The organism is Phaeobacter sp. JH20_08 (assembly GCF_048056635.1).
Classification (GTDB): Bacteria; Pseudomonadota; Alphaproteobacteria; order Rhodobacterales; family Rhodobacteraceae; genus Phaeobacter; species Phaeobacter bryozoorum.
This window is the reverse complement of record NZ_JAYMVV010000007.1, coordinates 118,427-136,400: the sequence shown is the minus strand read 5'-3', so window position 1 is coordinate 136,400 and position 17,974 is coordinate 118,427. Positions and strand designations below refer to the sequence as shown.

General features: G+C 59.9%; 16 protein-coding genes. 7 read left to right on the top strand and 9 right to left on the bottom strand.

The features are described from left to right. Positions 1-88: 88 nt before the first annotated feature. Both VWY75_RS08650 and VWY75_RS08645 read left to right on the top strand, forming a co-directional pair. Positions 89-739 (top strand): sigma-70 family RNA polymerase sigma factor, encoded by a 651-nt coding sequence (locus VWY75_RS08650; RefSeq protein WP_340547532.1) that lies wholly within the window; start codon positions 89-91, stop codon positions 737-739. Beyond that, the gene (locus VWY75_RS08645; protein ID WP_340547399.1) at positions 736-1,371 is read left to right on the top strand and encodes a ChrR family anti-sigma-E factor; all 636 of its coding nucleotides are present in this window, start codon (positions 736-738) and stop codon (positions 1,369-1,371) included. Before VWY75_RS08650 ends, VWY75_RS08645 begins: the two co-directional genes overlap by 4 nt. A 107-nt stretch (positions 1,372-1,478) precedes the next feature. Here the strand turns inward: VWY75_RS08645 and gap are convergent, their stop codons facing one another. Next, the gene (gene gap, locus VWY75_RS08640) at positions 1,479-2,486 is read right to left on the bottom strand and encodes a type I glyceraldehyde-3-phosphate dehydrogenase (protein WP_340547398.1); all 1,008 of its coding nucleotides are present in this window, start codon (positions 2,484-2,486) and stop codon (positions 1,479-1,481) included. Positions 2,487-2,817: 331 nt separating this feature from the next. Here gap and VWY75_RS08635 point away from each other — a divergent pair, with 331 nt between their 5' ends. After that, positions 2,818-3,876: a nitrate- and nitrite sensing domain-containing protein gene (locus VWY75_RS08635; RefSeq protein ID WP_340547397.1), complete on the top strand. Its 1,059-nt coding sequence runs from the start codon at positions 2,818-2,820 to the stop codon at positions 3,874-3,876. 1,043 nt (positions 3,877-4,919) lie between these two features. On the opposite strand, the gene VWY75_RS08630 is transcribed toward VWY75_RS08635, so the two are convergent. Together VWY75_RS08630 and VWY75_RS08625 are read right to left on the bottom strand one after the other, a co-directional pair. Next, positions 4,920-5,357 (bottom strand): response regulator, encoded by a 438-nt coding sequence (locus tag VWY75_RS08630; protein WP_416536630.1) that lies wholly within the window; start codon positions 5,355-5,357, stop codon positions 4,920-4,922. Continuing rightward, positions 5,354-7,225, bottom strand: coding sequence for a sensor histidine kinase (locus tag VWY75_RS08625; protein ID WP_416537500.1), 1,872 nt, complete (start codon positions 7,223-7,225; stop codon positions 5,354-5,356). The genes VWY75_RS08630 and VWY75_RS08625 overlap by 4 nt, the downstream gene beginning before the upstream one ends. A 110-nt stretch (positions 7,226-7,335) precedes the next feature. Here VWY75_RS08625 and VWY75_RS08620 point away from each other — a divergent pair, with 110 nt between their 5' ends. Beyond that, on the top strand, positions 7,336-8,736 hold the full coding sequence (locus tag VWY75_RS08620) for a sugar ABC transporter substrate-binding protein (RefSeq protein WP_416537499.1): 1,401 nt from the start codon (positions 7,336-7,338) through the stop codon (positions 8,734-8,736). Then, positions 8,726-9,445 (top strand): sensor histidine kinase, encoded by a 720-nt coding sequence (locus VWY75_RS08615; RefSeq protein ID WP_416536633.1) that lies wholly within the window; start codon positions 8,726-8,728, stop codon positions 9,443-9,445. The genes VWY75_RS08620 and VWY75_RS08615 overlap by 11 nt, the downstream gene beginning before the upstream one ends. Before the next feature lie 117 nt (positions 9,446-9,562). On the opposite strand, the gene VWY75_RS08610 is transcribed toward VWY75_RS08615, so the two are convergent. The 3 genes from VWY75_RS08610 to VWY75_RS08600 all read right to left on the bottom strand — a co-directional run bounded on the left by VWY75_RS08610 (position 9,563) and on the right by VWY75_RS08600 (position 11,838). Further along, positions 9,563-10,159, bottom strand: coding sequence for a response regulator (locus VWY75_RS08610; RefSeq protein WP_416537497.1), 597 nt, complete (start codon positions 10,157-10,159; stop codon positions 9,563-9,565). A 329-nt stretch (positions 10,160-10,488) separates the two neighbouring features. Continuing rightward, a complete protein-coding gene (locus VWY75_RS08605; protein WP_416537496.1) occupies positions 10,489-10,860 on the bottom strand; it encodes a hypothetical protein in 372 nt (123 codons plus the stop codon). 123 nt (positions 10,861-10,983) lie between these two features. Next, a complete protein-coding gene (locus VWY75_RS08600; RefSeq protein WP_416537495.1) occupies positions 10,984-11,838 on the bottom strand; it encodes a LysR family transcriptional regulator in 855 nt (284 codons plus the stop codon). A gap of 112 nt (positions 11,839-11,950) precedes the next feature. Here VWY75_RS08600 and VWY75_RS08595 point away from each other — a divergent pair, with 112 nt between their 5' ends. Together VWY75_RS08595 and VWY75_RS08590 are read left to right on the top strand one after the other, a co-directional pair. After that, positions 11,951-13,096, top strand: coding sequence for a TauD/TfdA family dioxygenase (locus VWY75_RS08595; protein WP_416537494.1), 1,146 nt, complete (start codon positions 11,951-11,953; stop codon positions 13,094-13,096). Further along, positions 13,093-13,713, top strand: coding sequence for an HD domain-containing protein (locus VWY75_RS08590; RefSeq protein WP_416537493.1), 621 nt, complete (start codon positions 13,093-13,095; stop codon positions 13,711-13,713). The genes VWY75_RS08595 and VWY75_RS08590 overlap by 4 nt, the downstream gene beginning before the upstream one ends. A gap of 131 nt (positions 13,714-13,844) precedes the next feature. On the opposite strand, the gene VWY75_RS08585 is transcribed toward VWY75_RS08590, so the two are convergent. The 3 genes from VWY75_RS08585 to VWY75_RS08575 all read right to left on the bottom strand — a co-directional run bounded on the left by VWY75_RS08585 (position 13,845) and on the right by VWY75_RS08575 (position 17,899). Further along, positions 13,845-14,990: an iron-containing alcohol dehydrogenase gene (locus VWY75_RS08585; protein ID WP_416537492.1), complete on the bottom strand. Its 1,146-nt coding sequence runs from the start codon at positions 14,988-14,990 to the stop codon at positions 13,845-13,847. Positions 14,991-15,083: 93 nt separating this feature from the next. After that, positions 15,084-16,466 (bottom strand): aldehyde dehydrogenase family protein, encoded by a 1,383-nt coding sequence (locus tag VWY75_RS08580; protein ID WP_416537491.1) that lies wholly within the window; start codon positions 16,464-16,466, stop codon positions 15,084-15,086. A gap of 80 nt (positions 16,467-16,546) precedes the next feature. Next, positions 16,547-17,899: a glutamine synthetase family protein gene (locus VWY75_RS08575; protein WP_340547385.1), complete on the bottom strand. Its 1,353-nt coding sequence runs from the start codon at positions 17,897-17,899 to the stop codon at positions 16,547-16,549. Positions 17,900-17,974: the final 75 nt, after the last annotated feature.

Below are 17,974 nucleotides of genomic sequence, written 5' to 3'. Positions count from 1 at the left end.
GATGACGGGCCTCTCCGGACGAATGGAAAAAACTGAAATTAATTGCGCTCAGAGTGATCCAGCACCGTGAAAGATGCGTAATCCGTACATGTTGACCATGCTGAGCCATCCAACTCTTGCAGCGCCTGCGCCGCCCGTTACGGTAGACCGTGACACAAGTGTAATGCGCGAAAGGAAAAAAGTGGAACGGGAAAGCCTGTCGGATCAGACAGTCTGGATGCTGGCCGTGCGCGACAACCGCTGCAAGGTGGCGTTTGGTCGTCTGTTCGACTATTTCGCGCCGCGTCTGAAGGGGGTGATCTGCCGATCCGGCATGCCGCCCAGCCAGGCCGAAGAGGTCGTTCAGGAGGTGATGCTGACCGTATGGCGAAAGGCGGCCATGTTCGATCCTGAACGTGCTCAGGTCTCGGCGTGGATCTACCAGATCGCCCGCAACAGGCAGATCGACGTGATCCGCAAGGAACGGCGGCCAATACCGGAGGAGCTGAAGCTTCCCGAGGAAACACAAGAAGATGCAGCCCAGATTCTGGCGCTGGATCAGGAAACAACAAAGCTGCGCGCAGCCCTGGCCCGGTTGAAACCGGCACAGCGAGAGATGGTTGAAAAGGCCTATCTGGGCGAGCTGACCCATGCGGACATCCGGGAACAGACCGGATTGCCCCTGGGGACAATCAAATCCCGCATCCGCCTCGGACTTGAGCGGTTGCGTCATGAGTTGAAGGAACAAGGACTATCATGACCGGCGTACGCCATCATATCCCTGACCCGTTGCTGGTGGCCTATGCCTCTGGCAATTTGCCCTATGCCTACTCTCTGGTTGTGGCGACCCATCTGTCGATGTGTGACGACTGCCGCGCCCGGTTGAATGCGCATCAGGCGGTCGGCGGGTCGGTACTGGAAACCTGTGGAACCCGGGATGTCTCGGATGATCTGCGGGAGCGCGTGTTTGCCGAGTTGGATTCACCCTTTGAGGACGCACCGAAGTTCAACCGCTCCGGCATCTTTCCGGCGCCGGTAATGCAGGCGCTGGGTGGGCTGCCGCCAAAGTGGAAGTCGCTCGGCATGGGGGTGCGTCAGTCAATCCTCAGCCATGACGAGGAGGGCAGCGTGCGGCTGCTCTATATTCCTGCGGGACAGGCGGTTCCCGACCATGGCCACAACGGGCTGGAGCTGACGCTGGTTTTGCAGGGCGCGTTTCGCGATGAAACCGGGCGCTTCGGTGTCGGGGATCTGGAAGTTGCGGACGATCACCTGGAACATACGCCGATTGCCGAGGACGGTGAGACCTGCATCTGCCTTGCCGCGACTGATGCTGCACTGCGGTTCCGGTCCTTTGTCCCGCGCCTGCTGCAACCGATTTTCCGCATCTAGCGGCATAAGGGCCTTCCCGCGAGGGGTGGGCAAGGCCTGAGAGTTCAACGCAAAAAGGGCTGCCAGTGGCAGCCCTTTCCTGTTCTGTCAGCGCATCTTCCGCGCGCTTAGCCGTTCATCACCTTGCCCATGTGGCGGCCGGTGTCGACCATCCGGTTGGAGAAGCCCCATTCGTTGTCATACCAGCTGACAACGCGGACCAGCCCCTCGGCGGTAACCGCTGTCTGTGGTGCCGCAAAACAGGAGGAATGCGGGTCGTGGTTGAAGTCGATGGAGACCAGCGGGTCCGTCTCATAGGACAGGATCCCTGCCAGATCGCCCGCTGCTGCCGCCTTCATCGCCTCGTTGATTGTCTCAACAGTGGCAGGTTTTTCAGGAATGAAGCTGAGATCAACCACCGAAACATTGGGGGTCGGCACGCGGATTGCCGAACCCTCCAGGCGGCCTTTCAGATGCGGCAGGACCTCCGAAATCGCGCGGGCTGCGCCTGTTGAGGTCGGGATCATCGACAGCGCCGCAGCACGGGCGCGGTAAAGATCCTTGTGGCTGGTGTCATGGGTCGGCTGATCACCGGTATAGGCATGGATCGTGGTCATATACCCGGTCTTAATGCCGAATGTATCGTCCAGAACCTTTGCCACCGGGGCCAGACAATTGGTGGTGCAGGAGGCGTTGGAGACAATGACGTCGTCCTTGGTCAGATCCTTGTGATTGACCCCGAACACCACGGTGCGATCGACCTCCTTGCCGGGGGCGGAGATCAGGACACGTTTGGAGCCGTTTTGCAGATGCTTGGCAGCAGTCTCGCGGCTGGTGAACAGGCCGGTGCATTCATAGGCGATATCAACGTCCTGCCAGGGCAGATCCTCGGGATTACGGATCGCCGTCAGGCGGATGCTGTGATTGCCGACAGTCATCGTATCGCCGTCGACGGTCACCTCGTTCCGCAGGCGGCCATGGACACTGTCGTATTTCAACAGATGCGCCAGGGTTTCCGCAGGCGACAGATCGTTGATCGCCACAACCGAGATATCGTCGGCGTTGCTCTCCAGCAAGGCGCGCAATACGCCACGGCCAATTCGTCCAAATCCATTGATCGCAATTTTCAAGGTCATCTGTGCAACTCCGATGGTGATAGGGGTTCAGCCTTCGACGGGCGCGCCCGGTGGCCTGACAATTGCCGCATCGTTATCGCTAACAGTTGCAAAAATCAAGCCCGTTCGCCGGTCAGCGGATTGGCGCGTAATGCCGCTGCCCGAAGCATCAGTGTAGCACATCACAGCAGGAGGGGATGCGTTTACACGGCAAGCCAGAAAGGGGGCCTGCGCAGGTGCCGCTGTGCGCGATCTGTCTGCGCCTCTCACGCCGCTGCTGCCGGTCCTGAACGACAGCCGATCCGGCGGGGCTGGAAGCCGCGGCTCTAGACCCTGCGCTGAGGAAACTGAAATGATACACGTTTTGGTAGTGTATGGTAAACGAATTATCCCTATAATTGTTCCAACGGTGTCTCATCGGATTGGGGAAATCATGCCGCTCAGGCTTGCCATATTGCTGGTTGTTGCGCCGCTTTTCCTGCTGGCAGGGTATCTCGCTGCGAGCGCGCTTGTGGCGCAGCGCGCTCGCCACCTCCTTGCGGAATACGCCGCGCAGACCGCGAAGGAGGAAAGCGCGATCAGCGATATGATCCATGAGCTGCAGCGCGAGCGCGGGTATTCCGTCGGATATGTCTCCTCAGATGGGCGGGTTTTTCCAGATGCGTTGATACGTCAGCGCGGCCAGACTGATGCGGTGGTCGCCTCGGCACTTTCGCGCATCACCCTGATGGCCGACGATCATAGCCTGGCCTTTGATCGCGTTGTTCACGGGGTGGAACGGCTGGCGGAACTGCGCCAGCATGTCGATGGCTTCGGCTTTGATAGGCCGGTCATGGTTTCGGATGTCGCTGGGCCCTACACGGAACTCATCAGCACCATCATGGCTCTTACTCGACAAAGCGTCGGGCTGGACAGTTCCACCGAATACCAAGCGCTGCGACAGGCGCGTTTCCTGATCGGCGAAGCCAAGGAAAAGGCCGGACTTGAGCGGGCAACTGGCGCGGCGGTCATCGAAACGGGAAATTCTTCTGCGCTGCGGGAGCATTTTGCCGCCCTCGGCGGCGCGCAGATCATCCTGTTGACCGAAGCAGCGGTCGTCAAGGGAAGTGGAAGCTGGCTGCCATCGCTGCAAAGGACGGACCAATATCTCACCTTAAGCGACCTGCGTGATACCATCAGGTCAGCAAAAGCGGCCTCCGGGCCGGCGGCTCTCAACAGCGAGCGCTGGGTCGCGGCGTCGACGGAATGGATCGACTTTCTGCGCAGGGAAGAGAGGAATGTCACCGCTGAAATCATCTCGCTGGCCAACCAGCTTGAAGCGGAAAGCACGACCGAGCTGGTGGGGCTCATTTGGCTCACCATCTTTGCAGGGATTGCGGGGACGCTGTTTGTTGTGCTGACGCTGAAATGATGCCCGCGTCTGGGCAGGCGTGGTTCTGGGGCGTCCCGGATGGCCGGTCATGCCCTTGGCGCCGTCCATGGCGCGCACGCGGGGTTTTGCTGGCCCATGGCGGGGAGGCAAATGTAGGGTTAGGCTGGGTCACGTCACCCCAGTTAAGAGGTTGATCCTGCTGGAAAAGAGGGCTGACCAGACTGGTTCTGCGCTGAACTTGCTGCGCGGGATCTGATGGTTGGTGCGAACTGGGGCAAACCGTCGAAGACTGATATCCCGCGCCAGCTGGCGCGGGTCGGTTTCACCGGTATGATTGCATTGGAATAGGTTGAGTGACTGGTTGAGTGGCTGACGGTGATGTAGGGGCTGCGGTCCGCAGACTTGTGCGACAACCGTGGGGCGGGCAACCGGCTGCACGCGCAGAGCAGCGCTGTTGACCGGCGCGCAGGTTGGTTCAGAGTTGACCGGAAGACCACGCATGCGTTGGGGCTGAGGGTGCAGCGGGCGATCCCGCTCTGCCATGCGGCCAATCTGTATGGTCGCAATCTAGAACGATTGCAGGTTTGAGCACAGGGCCCGACCCGTTTTCCAATCTTGCGCGTCTTTCGAATGCGCGCGTTCCAACATGGGATGTGTCGCGCAGATTTGAGCGTCTCTGGATCGGAAAATCTTCCCGATCACCGATGTCAGGCCGCAAGCTGTCGATCCGTGGTCAGAATTCGGACTGGAATGCGCGGCCTCCGAACGGATTGAGCCCGCATCCCGGAGACCATTCAGGTGCATCTGGTCCAGCGACAGCTTGGTATTGCCATATGCCTTGAGGGGCGGGGGCCACCACGGGGGCGTCGGGGCTAGATATCGCCATGAAGAAACAGCGCCGCCGCCAGAGTAGCTACGCCATTAGAGTTCAGTCGCGCCGGGGCATCGGCCATACGAATGCTGCCATCGATGGCGCCGGGAATATCAGTCTTTTCCCGCCGTTGCGTTCATGGACCGCACAGACTGTAAGGGCCCGCCTTTTCGGCAAGCTGGCGCCAACAGCATTGATCCGCTGACCGGCCTCATCTCAGCTTGTTTTCAAGCGACACAATCTCGACATAGGCGCCCAGCATTTCAACGGCCGATTTGACGGCGTCATAGGCGTTTTCTTTCACGATATAGCCTGCGATTTTGTGCTCATAAGCGACCGCGATATCGGAAGGCGCATCGGAGGTTGTCAGAACAAAGATCACGGAATTTGCCAGTTCCTTGTCTTCCCGGACCTCTGACAGGAATTCCAGACCACCCATGCGCGGCATATTCAGATCAAGCAGGATGATATAGGGGCGCTCCAGCGCGGCAGCGTTCACGCCGCGCAACAGGTCCAGTGCTTCCTGCCCGTCGCCCACGACCTCTACCGGGTTCACGAGACGCAGCTTTTTTAAGGCGCGTTTGATGGCCATGACAGCCACTTCATCGTCATCGACAATCAGGAATGTAACGGATTCTTTATTGGTCATGCGGCCAATCCTTGGATGTCATTCAGCGGTTTCTTTGATTTGGAGTTGAGCGGGATCCGGACCGTGAACACGGTGCCGCGCGCCACCTCCGGATTGGAAACTACAGAAACGCTGCCACCCAGTGATCTGGCAAGTTTTTGCACAAGAGCCAGACCCAGGCCGGACCCTTCGACTTCATCACGGGATTTCAGCGTTTGAAACAGCACGAAAATCTGCTCCTGGTATTGTTTCGGGATGCCCGGACCATCGTCGGCAACGGTGATTTCCACGTAGTTCGGGTAGAGTTCGCTGCTGAGGCGGATGGTGCCCGATGATCTGTCGTGATGCTTGCTGGCATTGCTGACAAGATTGATCAGGATGGTTTTCAACGGTGTCAGATATGCACCGAAGGGACCGCAATCCTGCTCGACCTTGATTTCGAATTCCGGGTTGGAATTGAAATAGAGCCGCAGCTCATCTGCAAAATGCGTCAGGCTGAATGCGCCGTGTTCGCCCTCGATCTGTCCTGCACGTGCATAATCCAGCAGCGCCGACAGATGGCTGGATAGTCTGTCCGTGCGATTGCGGATCAATCCGATATTCTTTTGCGCATCAGCCGGCATCTCATCGGCAAAGTCTTCTTCGGTCCATTCGATCAGATTTGAAATCGCCCGCAATGGCGCACGCAGGTCATGTGCGGCCACATAGGCAAATCTCTCCAGCTCCTCGTTTGAGCGCTTCAGCGCAGCGGCGGTGAGGCGTGATTTCTCGACAGCCTTTGCGATCTCCGAGATTTCGTCCGAGCCGCTGGTGTTGATCGGGTCGTCGAGCTCGCCGCGGGACATGCGCTGGATATGGCGGGTCAGGCGATGGATGCGCGAGATCATGCGAACCTCGATCATGAACCACAAGAGCGCCAGAGAAATCAACAGCATACACATGTTGAAAGCGACATCGACAAAGCGAATGCGTTCCACGATGCGCGTGGTTTCTGCCGCGCTTTGTCGAAACTCCATCGCCGCACGCTGCGTGTTCGATCTGCTCCAGGTGCCGATGCGGTTCAGGACGGCTTCAGCCTCTTTGTAAAGACGATCCTGTTGCGCTTCGCTGATCTGTAACTGCGACAATCCTTCGACGACGCCATCCGGGCCAAGCATTATCTTGCGATAGTCGACCAGCACACCGGCAATCTCGTGACGCGCATCGATGTTTTTGAGCCGGGCAAGGCGGGAGGCAAGAGTATTGATCTGGGCGACGAGGCGTTGACTCTCCGCGCTGTGTTTTTCGCCCGTATCAATGGAGAAATCCTTGGTCAGGATGGCAAGCGATGCAACGCTGCCAGAGATCTCCCCAAGGGTTTTGGCGGTGTCGATTGCCCAGGAATACGACTGGCTCGAACTCCCGGTGTCACGCTGTTGATTGCCGAACTCGATCTGCGCGACAATGATGGATTTCTCCAGGGCCAGGATCTTGGAGGCCGCCTGTGAGATAAGCACCTCCAGCCGGTCATACTGGGCGACGAGGTCTTGCCGACCTTTGACAACCTTTTGGAAGACATCGGCATCTGCAGGGGACGGACCGTTGGTGACTGTATCTGTCTGATCGCTGAAATTGTCGCGAAAGAGCTGTGCAAGCGTGTCGAGCCGCTGTCCGAGCGCCTTTAGCCCATCCGGTTCGTCGACGAGCCGGATCCTCGCCAATGTCACCTCCAGCCCATGTTGCAGGTCGCCAAGATCGGCGATCCTGTCCAGCAGGGGGATGGTGCGGTCCGACAGGTTTTCCGTCTTGCGCTCAATACGGCTAAGGTCGTTCCACTCCGCATACATCGCGACACAGATCGACGCGAGGCAGATGACGACACAGGATCTTAGGCGTGCGGTTAGCGACACTGCGGGTCCCTTTTGCTGTTTGCGAGACTCAACATAAGGTTGAGAGGTTTACCAGCCGTTAACTGGGCGACGATAGGTTTGACGACATATAGCCAACCGCGAGGATCCCCATGTTCACAAGACGCGCCTTTACCACGCATGCGCTGGCGTTGGGGGTGGGCGGTGGCCTGCTGCCTGCAGCCGGACGTGCTGCAACTGATCCCCAGTCTCCCAACCTGTTGCGTATTCTGACCCCTCATGGGGCAGAGGCGAATCTGGCCCCGGTTGCCAAGAGTTTCGAAGCGTTATGTGGCTGCCGGGCGGAATTGGTCGTTGTCGGTGTGGGAGAGATTAATGCGGTGTTGACGCTGGAGGCAATGCTCAATGACGTCGGTGTCGATGTGGCGCTGCCTGCAACGTTTGGAATCCCCGATCTTGTCGAGGCGGAGGCGATCCTGCCCCTGGACGGGCTGGCGCAGCAATATGCGCCGCAGGATCTGACCGACGCGATGATGTATACCAGCGGTGATGTTTTCGATGACCGGCTCTGGGGATATCAAACCGACGGTGACGTGTTCTTAATGTTTTATAACAAAAGGTTTATGGAGAACCCTGAGTTAAGACAGAAATATGCGGATCAGACCGGGACAGACCTGACAACACCGGCGACGTGGGAAGAGCTGGACCGCCAGATGGCGTTCTTTCACGACCCGGATGCGGGACGCTATGGCGGCTGCCTGTTCCGCGCTGCCGACAAGGTGGCCTGGGAATGGTGGGCCCGGTTCCACGCCAAGGGGGCCTGGCCGTTTTCACCGACGATGGAGCCGCAGATTGCCGGTGCCCAGGGCGTCGCCGCATTGGAAGAGATGATCGCCTCGAGCGCCCATCTGGTTGGGGCCGACCTGGGCCTCTTTGCCAATTGGGCACGGTACCGCGAGGGTGACATCTACGCCAATATCGGTTGGGGGGGGACACAGAAAAGCCTCTATGCGCCGGACTCGGCGATGCGCGATAATCTGGTCAACGCCTCGCTGCCCGGTGGACGCATCAATGGGGCGTTGGTGCCCATGTCGTATTTCAACTGGGGGTGGAGTTACGTCGTCGCCAAAAATTCAAGGCAGCCTGAGCTCGCATATCAGTTTTGCGTGAATGCCGTTTCGCAGAAAGTCGGCGCCGAGGCGATCGCGCAGACGGGTGGTTTTTTTGACCCTTTCCGGACCGATCAGTATCAGGATCCCGCAATCGTCGATGCCTATGGCGCACAGTTCCTGAGTGTGCATGAACAGGCAATGCGCTCGTCGATGCCCGATCTCTATCTGGCGCGGCGGGGGGAGTATTTCGACGCCTTGTCCTATTGGCTTCAGCTTGCGCTGGCGGGTGACGCCACGCCGGAGGTCGCGCTCAACAATGTGGCCCAGTCCTGGCGTGCGACAACGGATCGTGCGGGTGCCACGTTGCAGGCGCGCCGCTGGATGGCCCTGCGTGACACCTATCCTGCCGAACTTCGAAAGGCGCTCCGCGATGAAACATGATACCCCCGACCAGGCGGCTGGCCAGACCACGCGCGATCAGGCGATGATGGAAGTAGTCTACAAAATCGTGCATGATCTGCGGGGGTCGGTGAGGGCGCTTGCCGAACTGCCGAACTGGATTGGGGAGGATCTGGAGGACGCAGGCCTGACCCTGCCGGAAGCCCCGGCGCAATCCCTTGATCTGATGCGGCAGCACGCCGAAAAGCTCAACATGATGCTTGACCAGCTGTCGCGATATTCCAAGACCGGATACCGGGAGACGGAGAACGTGTCGGTTCAAGCTTGCCTTGATCGTGCGATTGCGGCGCTGAATCTGCCAGATGGCCTGCGGGTGCGGGCGCGGTTCGATCCGCCTGAGATTGACATGAACCCCGATGCCCTGATGTCGATGTTCCTGATCCTGCTGGGAAATGCTGCCGGTCATAACCCGGAGCCGGTGCGCATTGCCGTGGTTGGCCGCTGCCACGACGGCATGTGGGAGATGCTGGTGCGAGACGATGGTGTCGGAATTCCAGCAGGCAAGCTGGAACGGATTTTTGATCCGATGAGCAAATTCTCGATCGCCGACACCGGAGGGGCAGGCATGGGGTTGGCGATCCTGAGGCGCCTTGCCGATAGCTATGGCGGTCTTGTAGACGCGTTGCCGCCCCGGACCAATCGGCACGGGGCGACTATTCGGGTGCGTCTGAAGCAACCTCACCGTGGCTGAGCCGCGGTGAGGTGATCCACCTAGTGGCGAACTTCGTTGAAGCTATTGCTGTAGTGTTCGATCTCGTCGAAGAACCGCCAGATGTTCAGGCAATGGGTTTCGATCTCATCCAGCGCCTCAGGGGAGGGGGTCAGGCCCTGATTGTGGCAGCCGCGAATAAAGGAGATCTGACGGTACATGCGCCGCAGTTTGGGTTGCAGCATCGCTGATGCAGCCTTCAGCCATGCCACGGATCACATTACGGGTTGCTTCCTGCACCTCGGCTTTCATGGCCGGGTTGGAGAAGGTTTCAGCGATGGAATTGTAGATCACACCATGAAGTTTTTCAGCCGTCAGATTGCCCTTGCCGATGTAGTCGACACAGCCGGCGCGGATCGAACTGACAACCGCTTCTGTATCTTCACGACCGGAGATCATGACCACCGGGACCTCCGCGGTCTCCAGTTGCTGTTTGACCACGGCGACGGCATCCAGCCCCGAGGCGTCGCGCAGCTGATGGTCAATCAGGCAGAGGTCGACGATATTCTCGTCCAGTGCTCTTTCAAAGTCCTTGATATCCGAACAGGTGATCACATTCACAGATCTGTCCGCTTGGGCAATCAGCCTTCGCATCCGTGTTCTGTCAAATTCACTGTCATCCAGCACCAGCACACATAGGTTGCCGGAGGGCAGTGTCGCGTGGTTGGTTTGTGTCGTAACCTCAGTACCATTCATGATAACGCCCTTTCCAAAGACTGGCCTGAGACTGTCATTTTGCCGCTAACAAATGATTAATATGCCCGCCTAGTGTCGTTAAGACTTTAACCAGACAGCTATGAGTTGAGCGCGCGCCTGCCCTGAATGCGGCCGATTCATGAGCTGTTAAGGGTGTTTTTGGTGGTTTTCTATGAGGAACAGGCTCAATGCCCACAAGATGTCGGGTAATCAACAAAAGATATTTTATCTATGAAATACTATTGGCTAACTGCCTGACCTCGTCTCAGGTTGGGCCGCCATCTTGCGGCCCATACCGATACTTGCGTGGTTATCGTGCCTGACAGGTGTCAGATCATCAGGCCGACGAGACCCGACAGAGTGACGGGGACAAACAGGAACCCCTGGGGAATATCCTTGTAGCGCTGGCCGTTCAGAACCGGCAAGGCCAGCCCCCAGAGGGCATATGAGGCGGCCAGAGCGGTGGCGATGATCGCGGCGGCGACTGGCCCGTTCAGCAGCGCAGGCCATAAAAAGAGCGCAGCCACCGCAGCGAGGTTAATGCTCACCAGGTGCCAGCAGTAGTAGTTTACATATCGTACCTCGCCAGACAGCTCGCGCGCGTTCAGCAGGGGGCGTGCAACGCTCTTACCGCCGGCGAAGATGTGCAACAGCGTGTTCGCGACCATCAGGCCTCCTGCTGCCAGTAACCACATGTTCATGGGCGTCAATTGCTCCTAATTGGGTTTGCATGAATGGATACAGCTATGCACCGGCCCCCATGAATGGCCCATAAGACAGATTGCCATTGCGACAATTCGCGTGGTCCAATCGTTTGCCGCGGCTCACTGCATGATGCGTGTCAGCTCGCTCCATTGCGTGTGGGTTACCGCGTCTTTTCCGGCGATCATCCAATAGGTGGCATGGTGTTTCAGCCGGTTCCGATCAAGGCGAACCAGCCGCCCCTCGGCCAGGGGCACGCGGCACAGAGGAAGCGACCCTAGCAGAACGCCGGCCCCGGCCTGTGCCGCGCCAAGTGCCGACAGCAATGTGTCAAAACGCAGATGCGGTACTGGCGTTGTCCCGCCGCCGTGGTGGGCAACCCAATCGGGCCAGCCCGGGCGTGGACCGGAACAGGCAATGCGGGGCCAGTCGGTCCAGTCCTGCGCAGCCTTGATCAGAGCGGGCGCCGCCATCGGCGCGATTTCTTCGGAATAGAGCGGCAGCTTATAGGGGTGGGGCCAGTCCCCGGCGCCATAGCGAATGCGCAGCACATCATCCTCGGGCGCGTCATGGGCGCCCAGCACCATGGTCTGGATCGCAAGCTGACCACCCGAAATCTCGCTCAGGGCTGCCAGCCTTGGCGTGAGCCACAGATCAATGACCGACTGGCTGGCGGAGATCGTCAGCTGGCGCCGCCCGGTGCCGAACAGCGCCTCTGAGCTGTCGCGCATCGTGTCCAGCGCCGACTGGATATGGGGCAGCCAGGCCTCGCCCTCTACAGTCGGGGAAATGGCACGAGGGTGACGGTGGAACAGCGCCACCCCCAGCCGTTTCTCCAGCTGGGCGATGCGCTGCGAGATGGCGGATTGGGTGATCCCGGTTTCGCCTGCGGCTGCGGTAAAGCTGCCGCAGCGCGCCGCCGCTTCAAAGGCGCGGATCCATTCCAGCGGGGGCAGGGTTGAGCGCTGTTTTTGCATTAGCTGACCTTGGCCTAAGTGCAGAAATTCCTAATTTGAGATTATCCAGGACCGATGGCAACATACAGGCAAAAGTCATCTTCCGCATTGCGGACCCTTTCTTGAGGACATCATGCCATCAGTTACCGTTGCCCCAGCGGGCGATTATCTCACCTTGTCTCTCGGGACGTCTGAACTGCGGTTCCACGCGATCTGGCTGCGCGACAATGCGGGCGATCCCGAGACCCGCGCGACGGCCAATGGTCAGCGTCTGATCGCCCTGCGCGATATTCCGGCCGACACGGCAATTGCGGAGGCGACGCTTGATGGCGGCCACCTCCGGGTGCTGTTCGTCCCGGAAGAGAAGACCGTGGATTACGATCTGTCCTGGCTTGGGGATCATGCCTATGACCGGGCGCGTCAGGACGCGCGCGGCTGGCTCGCGGAGGGGGTCGAGCCCTGGGACGCGGGGTTGATGGCGGCCGTGCCCACCGGGGATTTTGCCGCGCTGCAAGCCGGTGGTGCGGCGTTGGGCGACTGGCTTGGCGCGGTGACACGCTACGGGTTTGGCAAAATCGTCAACGGTCCGGTTGAGGACGGTGCACTGTTCCGGGTTGTGGATCTTTTTGGTCATGTCCGGGAGACCAACTATGGGCGTCACTTTGAGGTCCGTACCGAGGTGAATCCGACCAATCTGGCCTTTACCGGGCTTGGCTTGCAGGCCCATACCGACAACCCCTATCGCGATCCCGTGCCGACGATCCAGGTGCTCTACTGTCTCGAAAGCTCGGCTGCCGGCGGCGAGAACATGGTGGTTGACGGCTTTGCCGCGGCGCTGCGGCTCAAGGCGGAAAACGAAGCCTATTTCAACGTTCTGGCCGAGCATTGCGCGCGCTTTGAATATGCTGGCGAAGCCGCGGTCTGCCTGACCTCGCGCCGTCCGATGATCGAGCTGGCGCCGGATGGCGAGCTGATTGCTGTGCGTTTCAACAATCGCTCCCTTGCGGCGGTTCAGGATGTCCCCTTCAACAAAATGGCGCTCTATTATGCGGCCTATCGCCGGTTCGGCGAGATTATCGACGACACGGCAATGGAGGTGACCTTTCGCCTGAACCCCGGTGAGGCATTTGTGGTCGACAACACCCGTGTCCTTCATGCGCGCAAGGGCTATTCCGGCGAAGGAACGCGGTGGTTGCAGGGCTGCTATGCCGACAAGGACGGGCTGCGCTCTGCCTATGAGGCCCGGCGGCGTCAGGCCCTGGGGGAGGCGGCGGAATGACCAGCCGCAAACCGCAGCCAGCGCCGCATCGCCCGCCTGAGACACTCGACCACAACACAATCGTTGCGTTCCTCGGCTCCATCTTCGATCGCCGCGGCGGTGAGGAATATCTGGGCGAGCCGGTGACCATGGGAGAGCATATGCTGCAGGGCGCCACAATCGCCGAAGAGAATGGCCAGCCGGAGGAAATCATCGTCGGCGCCCTCCTGCATGATATCGGTCATTTCACATCGGAGTTTGGCACCTATCACCCCGATGATACCGAAGACCGCCACCATGAGGACGCCGGGGCCGAGGTGCTGGAGCGCTTCTTTCCCAGCGTGATCACCGATTGCTGTCGCTACCACGTTGCTGCGAAACGCTATCTCTGTGCGACGAAGCCCGAGTATTTTAAACGCCTTTCGCCTGCCTCGGTCCATACGCTGGAGCTGCAGGGGGGACCGATGACCGCGCAGGAAGTGGTGGAGTTCGAGGCCAATCCGAACCTCAAGGAGATCATCGCGGTGCGCTATCTGGACGAAGCGGGTAAGCGTGAGGGGATGGAGACGCCCGATTTCTGGCACTTTGCCCCGATGGTGCAGCGCATGGTCGATCAGCACTGCGGCGCGGCGAAATAGGGACCGACCCGGATCATTGCGAATAAAAATGCGGCCCCTCTCAAGCCAGAGAGGGGCCGCAATCACGACACCTGAGCCAGACGTCAGACAGCTCGGTCCGGGCTCAGTATTCTGTGGCCCTCAACCGGAGATCACATCGCGTCCTTGAACAGCTGCGTAAGATTGGCTTCATCCAGAACGACAGGGTTGCCGCCGCAGGAGGGGTCGATCAGGGCGCCTCGGACCAGCTCGGGGATGGCGTCTTCGGTGACGCCGAGGTCCGCGAGGCCACGTGGGATACCGAGACTGTCGTTCAGCTCCTGCACATAGGCGCAGAAACCGTCAAAGCCGCAGTCGATGCCCAGATAGGCAGCTGCGGTGTTGAACCGCTCGCGGATTTCCGGCGCGTTGAAGGCCAGAACCGCAGGCATGCAGACCGCATTCGTGGTGCCGTGGTGGGTGTTGAACACTGCGCCGATCGGATGGCTCATGGCGTGGATCGCGCCGAGGCCTTTCTGGAAGGCGGTGGCACCCATGGCCGCAGCCGACATCATCTGCGCGCGCGCCTCGATATCGGTGCCATCGGCATAGGCGCGCGGCAGGTAATCCTTTACCAGGCGCATGCCTTCCAGCGCGATACCCTGCGACATCGGGTGGTAATGCGGGCTGGAGAACGCCTCGACGCAATGGGCAAAGGCATCCAGCCCGGTGCCTGCGGTGATGAACTTCGGCATGCCCACGGTCAGCTCGGGATCACAGATCACCACGGTCGGCAGCACCTTGGGGTGGAAGATGATCTTTTTCTGATGGGTCACACTGTCGGTGATCACAGAGGCGCGGCCGACCTCGGAGCCGGTGCCTGCGGTGGTCGGCACGGCGATGATTGGCGCGATTGCATCGGCATCGGCGCGGGTCCACCAGTCGCCGATGTCTTCAAAATCCCAAACCGGTCTGGTCTGGCCGCACATGAAGGCGACCATCTTGCCCAGATCGAGGCCAGAGCCGCCGCCAAAAGCGATAACCCCGTCATGGCCGCCCGCCTTGTAGGCTGCAACACCGGCTTCGAGGTTCTTCTCGTTCGGGTTCGGGTCAACCTCGCAGAACATCGCCCGGCCAAGGCCCGCGGCCTCCAGGATGTCGAGGGTGGCTTGGGTGACAGGCAGTTCGGCCAGGCCTTTGTCGGTGACCAGCAGAGGTTTCTTCATGCCGACAGCAGCGCAGGCGTCCGCCAGTTCCTTGATCCGGCCTGCGCCGAATTTGATTGCGGTCGGGTAGGACCAGTTTCCAACAAGAGTCATAGGTGTGTTCCTGTGATGAAGCCGGGGAGGGGGCGCTGCCCCCGCTTGCCCTGCGGCAAGCCCCCCGGAGTATTTTTGGAAAGATGACGGGGCTCAGCCCGTGACTTTTTTCAGGTGATAGGATTTCGGGCGGGTGAGGTTATGGAAGCCGATGATCGACAGACCCCCACCGCGGCCGGTGTTCTTGCAGCCGGTCCAGCACAGGCCCGGATCCAGATAATCGGCGCGGTTCATAAACACGGTGCCGGTTTCGATCTGATCGCCAACACGCGCGGCGCGCTCGACATCGCGGGTCCATAGCGACGCGGTGAGGCCAAATTCGCTGTCATTCATCAGCGCAATCGCCTCTTCGTCAGAGGTGACTTTCATGATGCCCACGACAGGGCCAAAGCTCTCGTCGCGCATCACCCGCATGTCATGAGTCACATTGGTCAGGATCTGCGGTGTGAGATAGGCACCGCCGTCATCCTCGGCGAAGGGCGCGATATGGGCGACAGCACCCGCCGCTACCGCCTCGGCGATCTGGTCGCGCACCTCCTGCGCAAAGCGCACATTGGCCATCGGGCCAATGGTGGTTTCTGCCTCCAGCGGATTGCCCAGCTTGTAGCCTTTCACGATGGCCACTGCCTTCTCGACAAAGGCGTCGTAAAGGCTCTCATGGACATAGATCCGCTCGATGCCGCAGCAGCACTGGCCTGCGTTGAACATGGCGCCATCGATCAGCGTGTCCACCGCCGCATCAAGATCGGCGTCGTCCATCACATAGCCCGGATCCTTGCCGCCCAGCTCGGTGCCGACGCCGGTAAACGTGCCGGCCGCTGCGCGCTCCATCGCCTGGCCGCCACCGACGGAGCCTGTGAAGTTCACGAAGTCAAACGCGCGGTCTGCGATCAGCGCGGAGGTGGTGTCATGATCCAGAAAGACATTCTGGAACACATCTGCCGGAACGCCCGCCGACTGGAAGGCCTGCGCCATGCGCTCGCCCACCAGAAGCGTCTGGGTGGCATGTTTCAACACCACGGTATTGCCCGCAATCAGCGCAGGCGCCACGGTGTTGATTGCGGTCATATAGGGGTAGTTCCAGGGCGCGACCACCAACACAACCCCATGGGGCACGCGCTTGATGTAGCGTTTGAAGGTGGCGTCCTCGCCGACCTCGATATCCGCAAGCGACTCTGCCGCAATCGCGGCCATGTGGCTGGCACGTTCGTTGAAGCCGCCAAACTCGCCGCCATAGCGCACCGGGCGCCCCATCATGTGGGCCAGCTCCGGCACGATCTCGTCATTCATGGCCCCCACGGCGGCGACGCCGGCCATCACCAGGCCAATCCGCTCCTGCAGGGGGCGGGCGGCCCAGGCCGCCTGGGCCACACGTGCTGCCTTGGCACGCTCTGCTGCGGCCTCTGGTGACAGCGTCTCGCGCTCGGCATAGACCGATCCGTCGATCGGTGAGATACATTTCAGGGTCTGGCCCATGGTCTTCCTCATGTGGTTTGACGGGGGCCACGCCCCCATCGTCATCTTTCCAAAAATACTCTCGCCGAAGGCTGCGCGTCTCAGACGCGCTCAAACCCGCGGGCAATCTCGTAGTCGGTCACGATCCGCTCGAAATCCTCGATCTCAACTTCCGCCGCGCGGACATAGTGGTCAACCACCGCATCGCCCATGGTGGCCCGCAACATGGCCGAGCTTTTGAGTGCCGCCGCCGCCTCACGCAGCGTGCCGGGGATCATGCCGGTGTCGCCCTGATAGACATCGCCCTTGGTGGGGGCCTGCAGCTCAAGCCCTTCCTCGATGCCTGCAATACCCGCCGCCAGCATACCGGCGATCGCGAGATAGGGGTTCATGTCCGAGCCGGGTATCCGGCATTCCACGCGGATTGCCTTGCTGCCGACACCGCAGAGGCGATAGCCTGCGGTGCGGTTGTCCACCGACCAGATGATACGGGTCGGGGCAAAGGTGCCCTTCATGAAGCGTTTGTAGCTGTTGATATAGGGCGCCATGAAGGCGGTGTAATCCGGCGCGTATTTCAGCAGACCCGCCATGTAGGCCTTCATCAGCGATGACATGCCCAGCGCGTCGCTCTCGTCATAGAAGGCAGGTTTGCCGTCCTGCCACAGCGACTGGTGGACATGGGAGGAGGAGCCGACCTTCTCGTGATGCCATTTCGGCAGGAAGGTGACGGCATGGCCCTGCTGCTGGGCGATCTCTTTCACCGCATGTTTGGCAATGGTGTGATATTCCGCCGTATCCATCGCGGCGGCATATTTGATGTTCAGCTCTTCCTGACCGGTCTCGGCCTCGCCCTTGGAATTCTCGATCGGCAGCCCTGCATCCCACAGATGGTTGCGGATCGGGCGCAGGATATGTTCCTCACGCGAGGTCTGCAGAATGCTGTAGTCCTCATTGTAGCCCGAGATCGGCTGCAAATCGCGGAAACCGGATTTGCGGATTTCGTCAAAGCTCTTCTCGAACAGGAAGAATTCCAGCTCGGTGGCGCACATCGCGTCAAAACCCATCTCTTTGAGACGGTTCACCTGACGTTTCAGGATGGCGCGGGGAGAATGGGGGACTTCCTCATGGCTGTGGTGATCCAGCACATCACAGAGCACCATCACCGTGCCAGCCAGCCAGGGCACCGGGCGCAGCGTGGCCAGATCCGGCTTCATGACATAATCGCCATAGCCGTTTTCCCAGCTGGTCGAGGCATAGCCTTCCGGCGTCGCCATCGCCAGATCGGTGGCGAGGAGATAGTTGCAGCAATGGGTCTCTTCCCAGGCGCCGTTCACAAAATGCTTGGCGTGAAAGCGTTTGCCCATCAGCCGACCCTGCATGTCCACAAGGCACACAAGAACTGTATCAACGGTGCCGTCGGCAACCTGGTCTTTGAGCGTATCGAAGGAGAGCATGAGCAGCCCTTTGTGTTCTGAGGCCACAACTTTCTGACTAGAAAAGTTGAGCAAATTCCTTGGGAAGGAATTTGG

Bases quoted from the DNA above. Each gene is read 5' to 3' on its own strand.
- VWY75_RS08580 (WP_416537491.1), bottom strand. From the start codon at position 16,466: ATGGGCCAGACCCTGAAATGTATCTCACCGATCGACGGATCGGTCTAT.
- VWY75_RS08585 (WP_416537492.1), bottom strand. From the start codon at position 14,990: ATGACTCTTGTTGGAAACTGGTCCTACCCGACCGCAATCAAATTCGGC.
- VWY75_RS08615 (WP_416536633.1), top strand. From the start codon at position 8,726: ATGAAACATGATACCCCCGACCAGGCGGCTGGCCAGACCACGCGCGAT.
- gap (WP_340547398.1), bottom strand. From the start codon at position 2,486: ATGACCTTGAAAATTGCGATCAATGGATTTGGACGAATTGGCCGTGGC.
- VWY75_RS08630 (WP_416536630.1), bottom strand. From the start codon at position 5,357: ATGACCAATAAAGAATCCGTTACATTCCTGATTGTCGATGACGATGAA.
- VWY75_RS08650 (WP_340547532.1), top strand. From the start codon at position 89: ATGTTGACCATGCTGAGCCATCCAACTCTTGCAGCGCCTGCGCCGCCC.
- VWY75_RS08635 (WP_340547397.1), top strand. From the start codon at position 2,818: ATGATACACGTTTTGGTAGTGTATGGTAAACGAATTATCCCTATAATT.
- VWY75_RS08610 (WP_416537497.1), bottom strand. From the start codon at position 10,159: ATGAATGGTACTGAGGTTACGACACAAACCAACCACGCGACACTGCCC.
- VWY75_RS08600 (WP_416537495.1), bottom strand. From the start codon at position 11,838: ATGCAAAAACAGCGCTCAACCCTGCCCCCGCTGGAATGGATCCGCGCC.
- VWY75_RS08595 (WP_416537494.1), top strand. From the start codon at position 11,951: ATGCCATCAGTTACCGTTGCCCCAGCGGGCGATTATCTCACCTTGTCT.
- VWY75_RS08590 (WP_416537493.1), top strand. From the start codon at position 13,093: ATGACCAGCCGCAAACCGCAGCCAGCGCCGCATCGCCCGCCTGAGACA.
- VWY75_RS08645 (WP_340547399.1), top strand. From the start codon at position 736: ATGACCGGCGTACGCCATCATATCCCTGACCCGTTGCTGGTGGCCTAT.
- VWY75_RS08575 (WP_340547385.1), bottom strand. From the start codon at position 17,899: ATGCTCTCCTTCGATACGCTCAAAGACCAGGTTGCCGACGGCACCGTT.
- VWY75_RS08605 (WP_416537496.1), bottom strand. From the start codon at position 10,860: ATGAACATGTGGTTACTGGCAGCAGGAGGCCTGATGGTCGCGAACACG.
- VWY75_RS08620 (WP_416537499.1), top strand. From the start codon at position 7,336: ATGTTCACAAGACGCGCCTTTACCACGCATGCGCTGGCGTTGGGGGTG.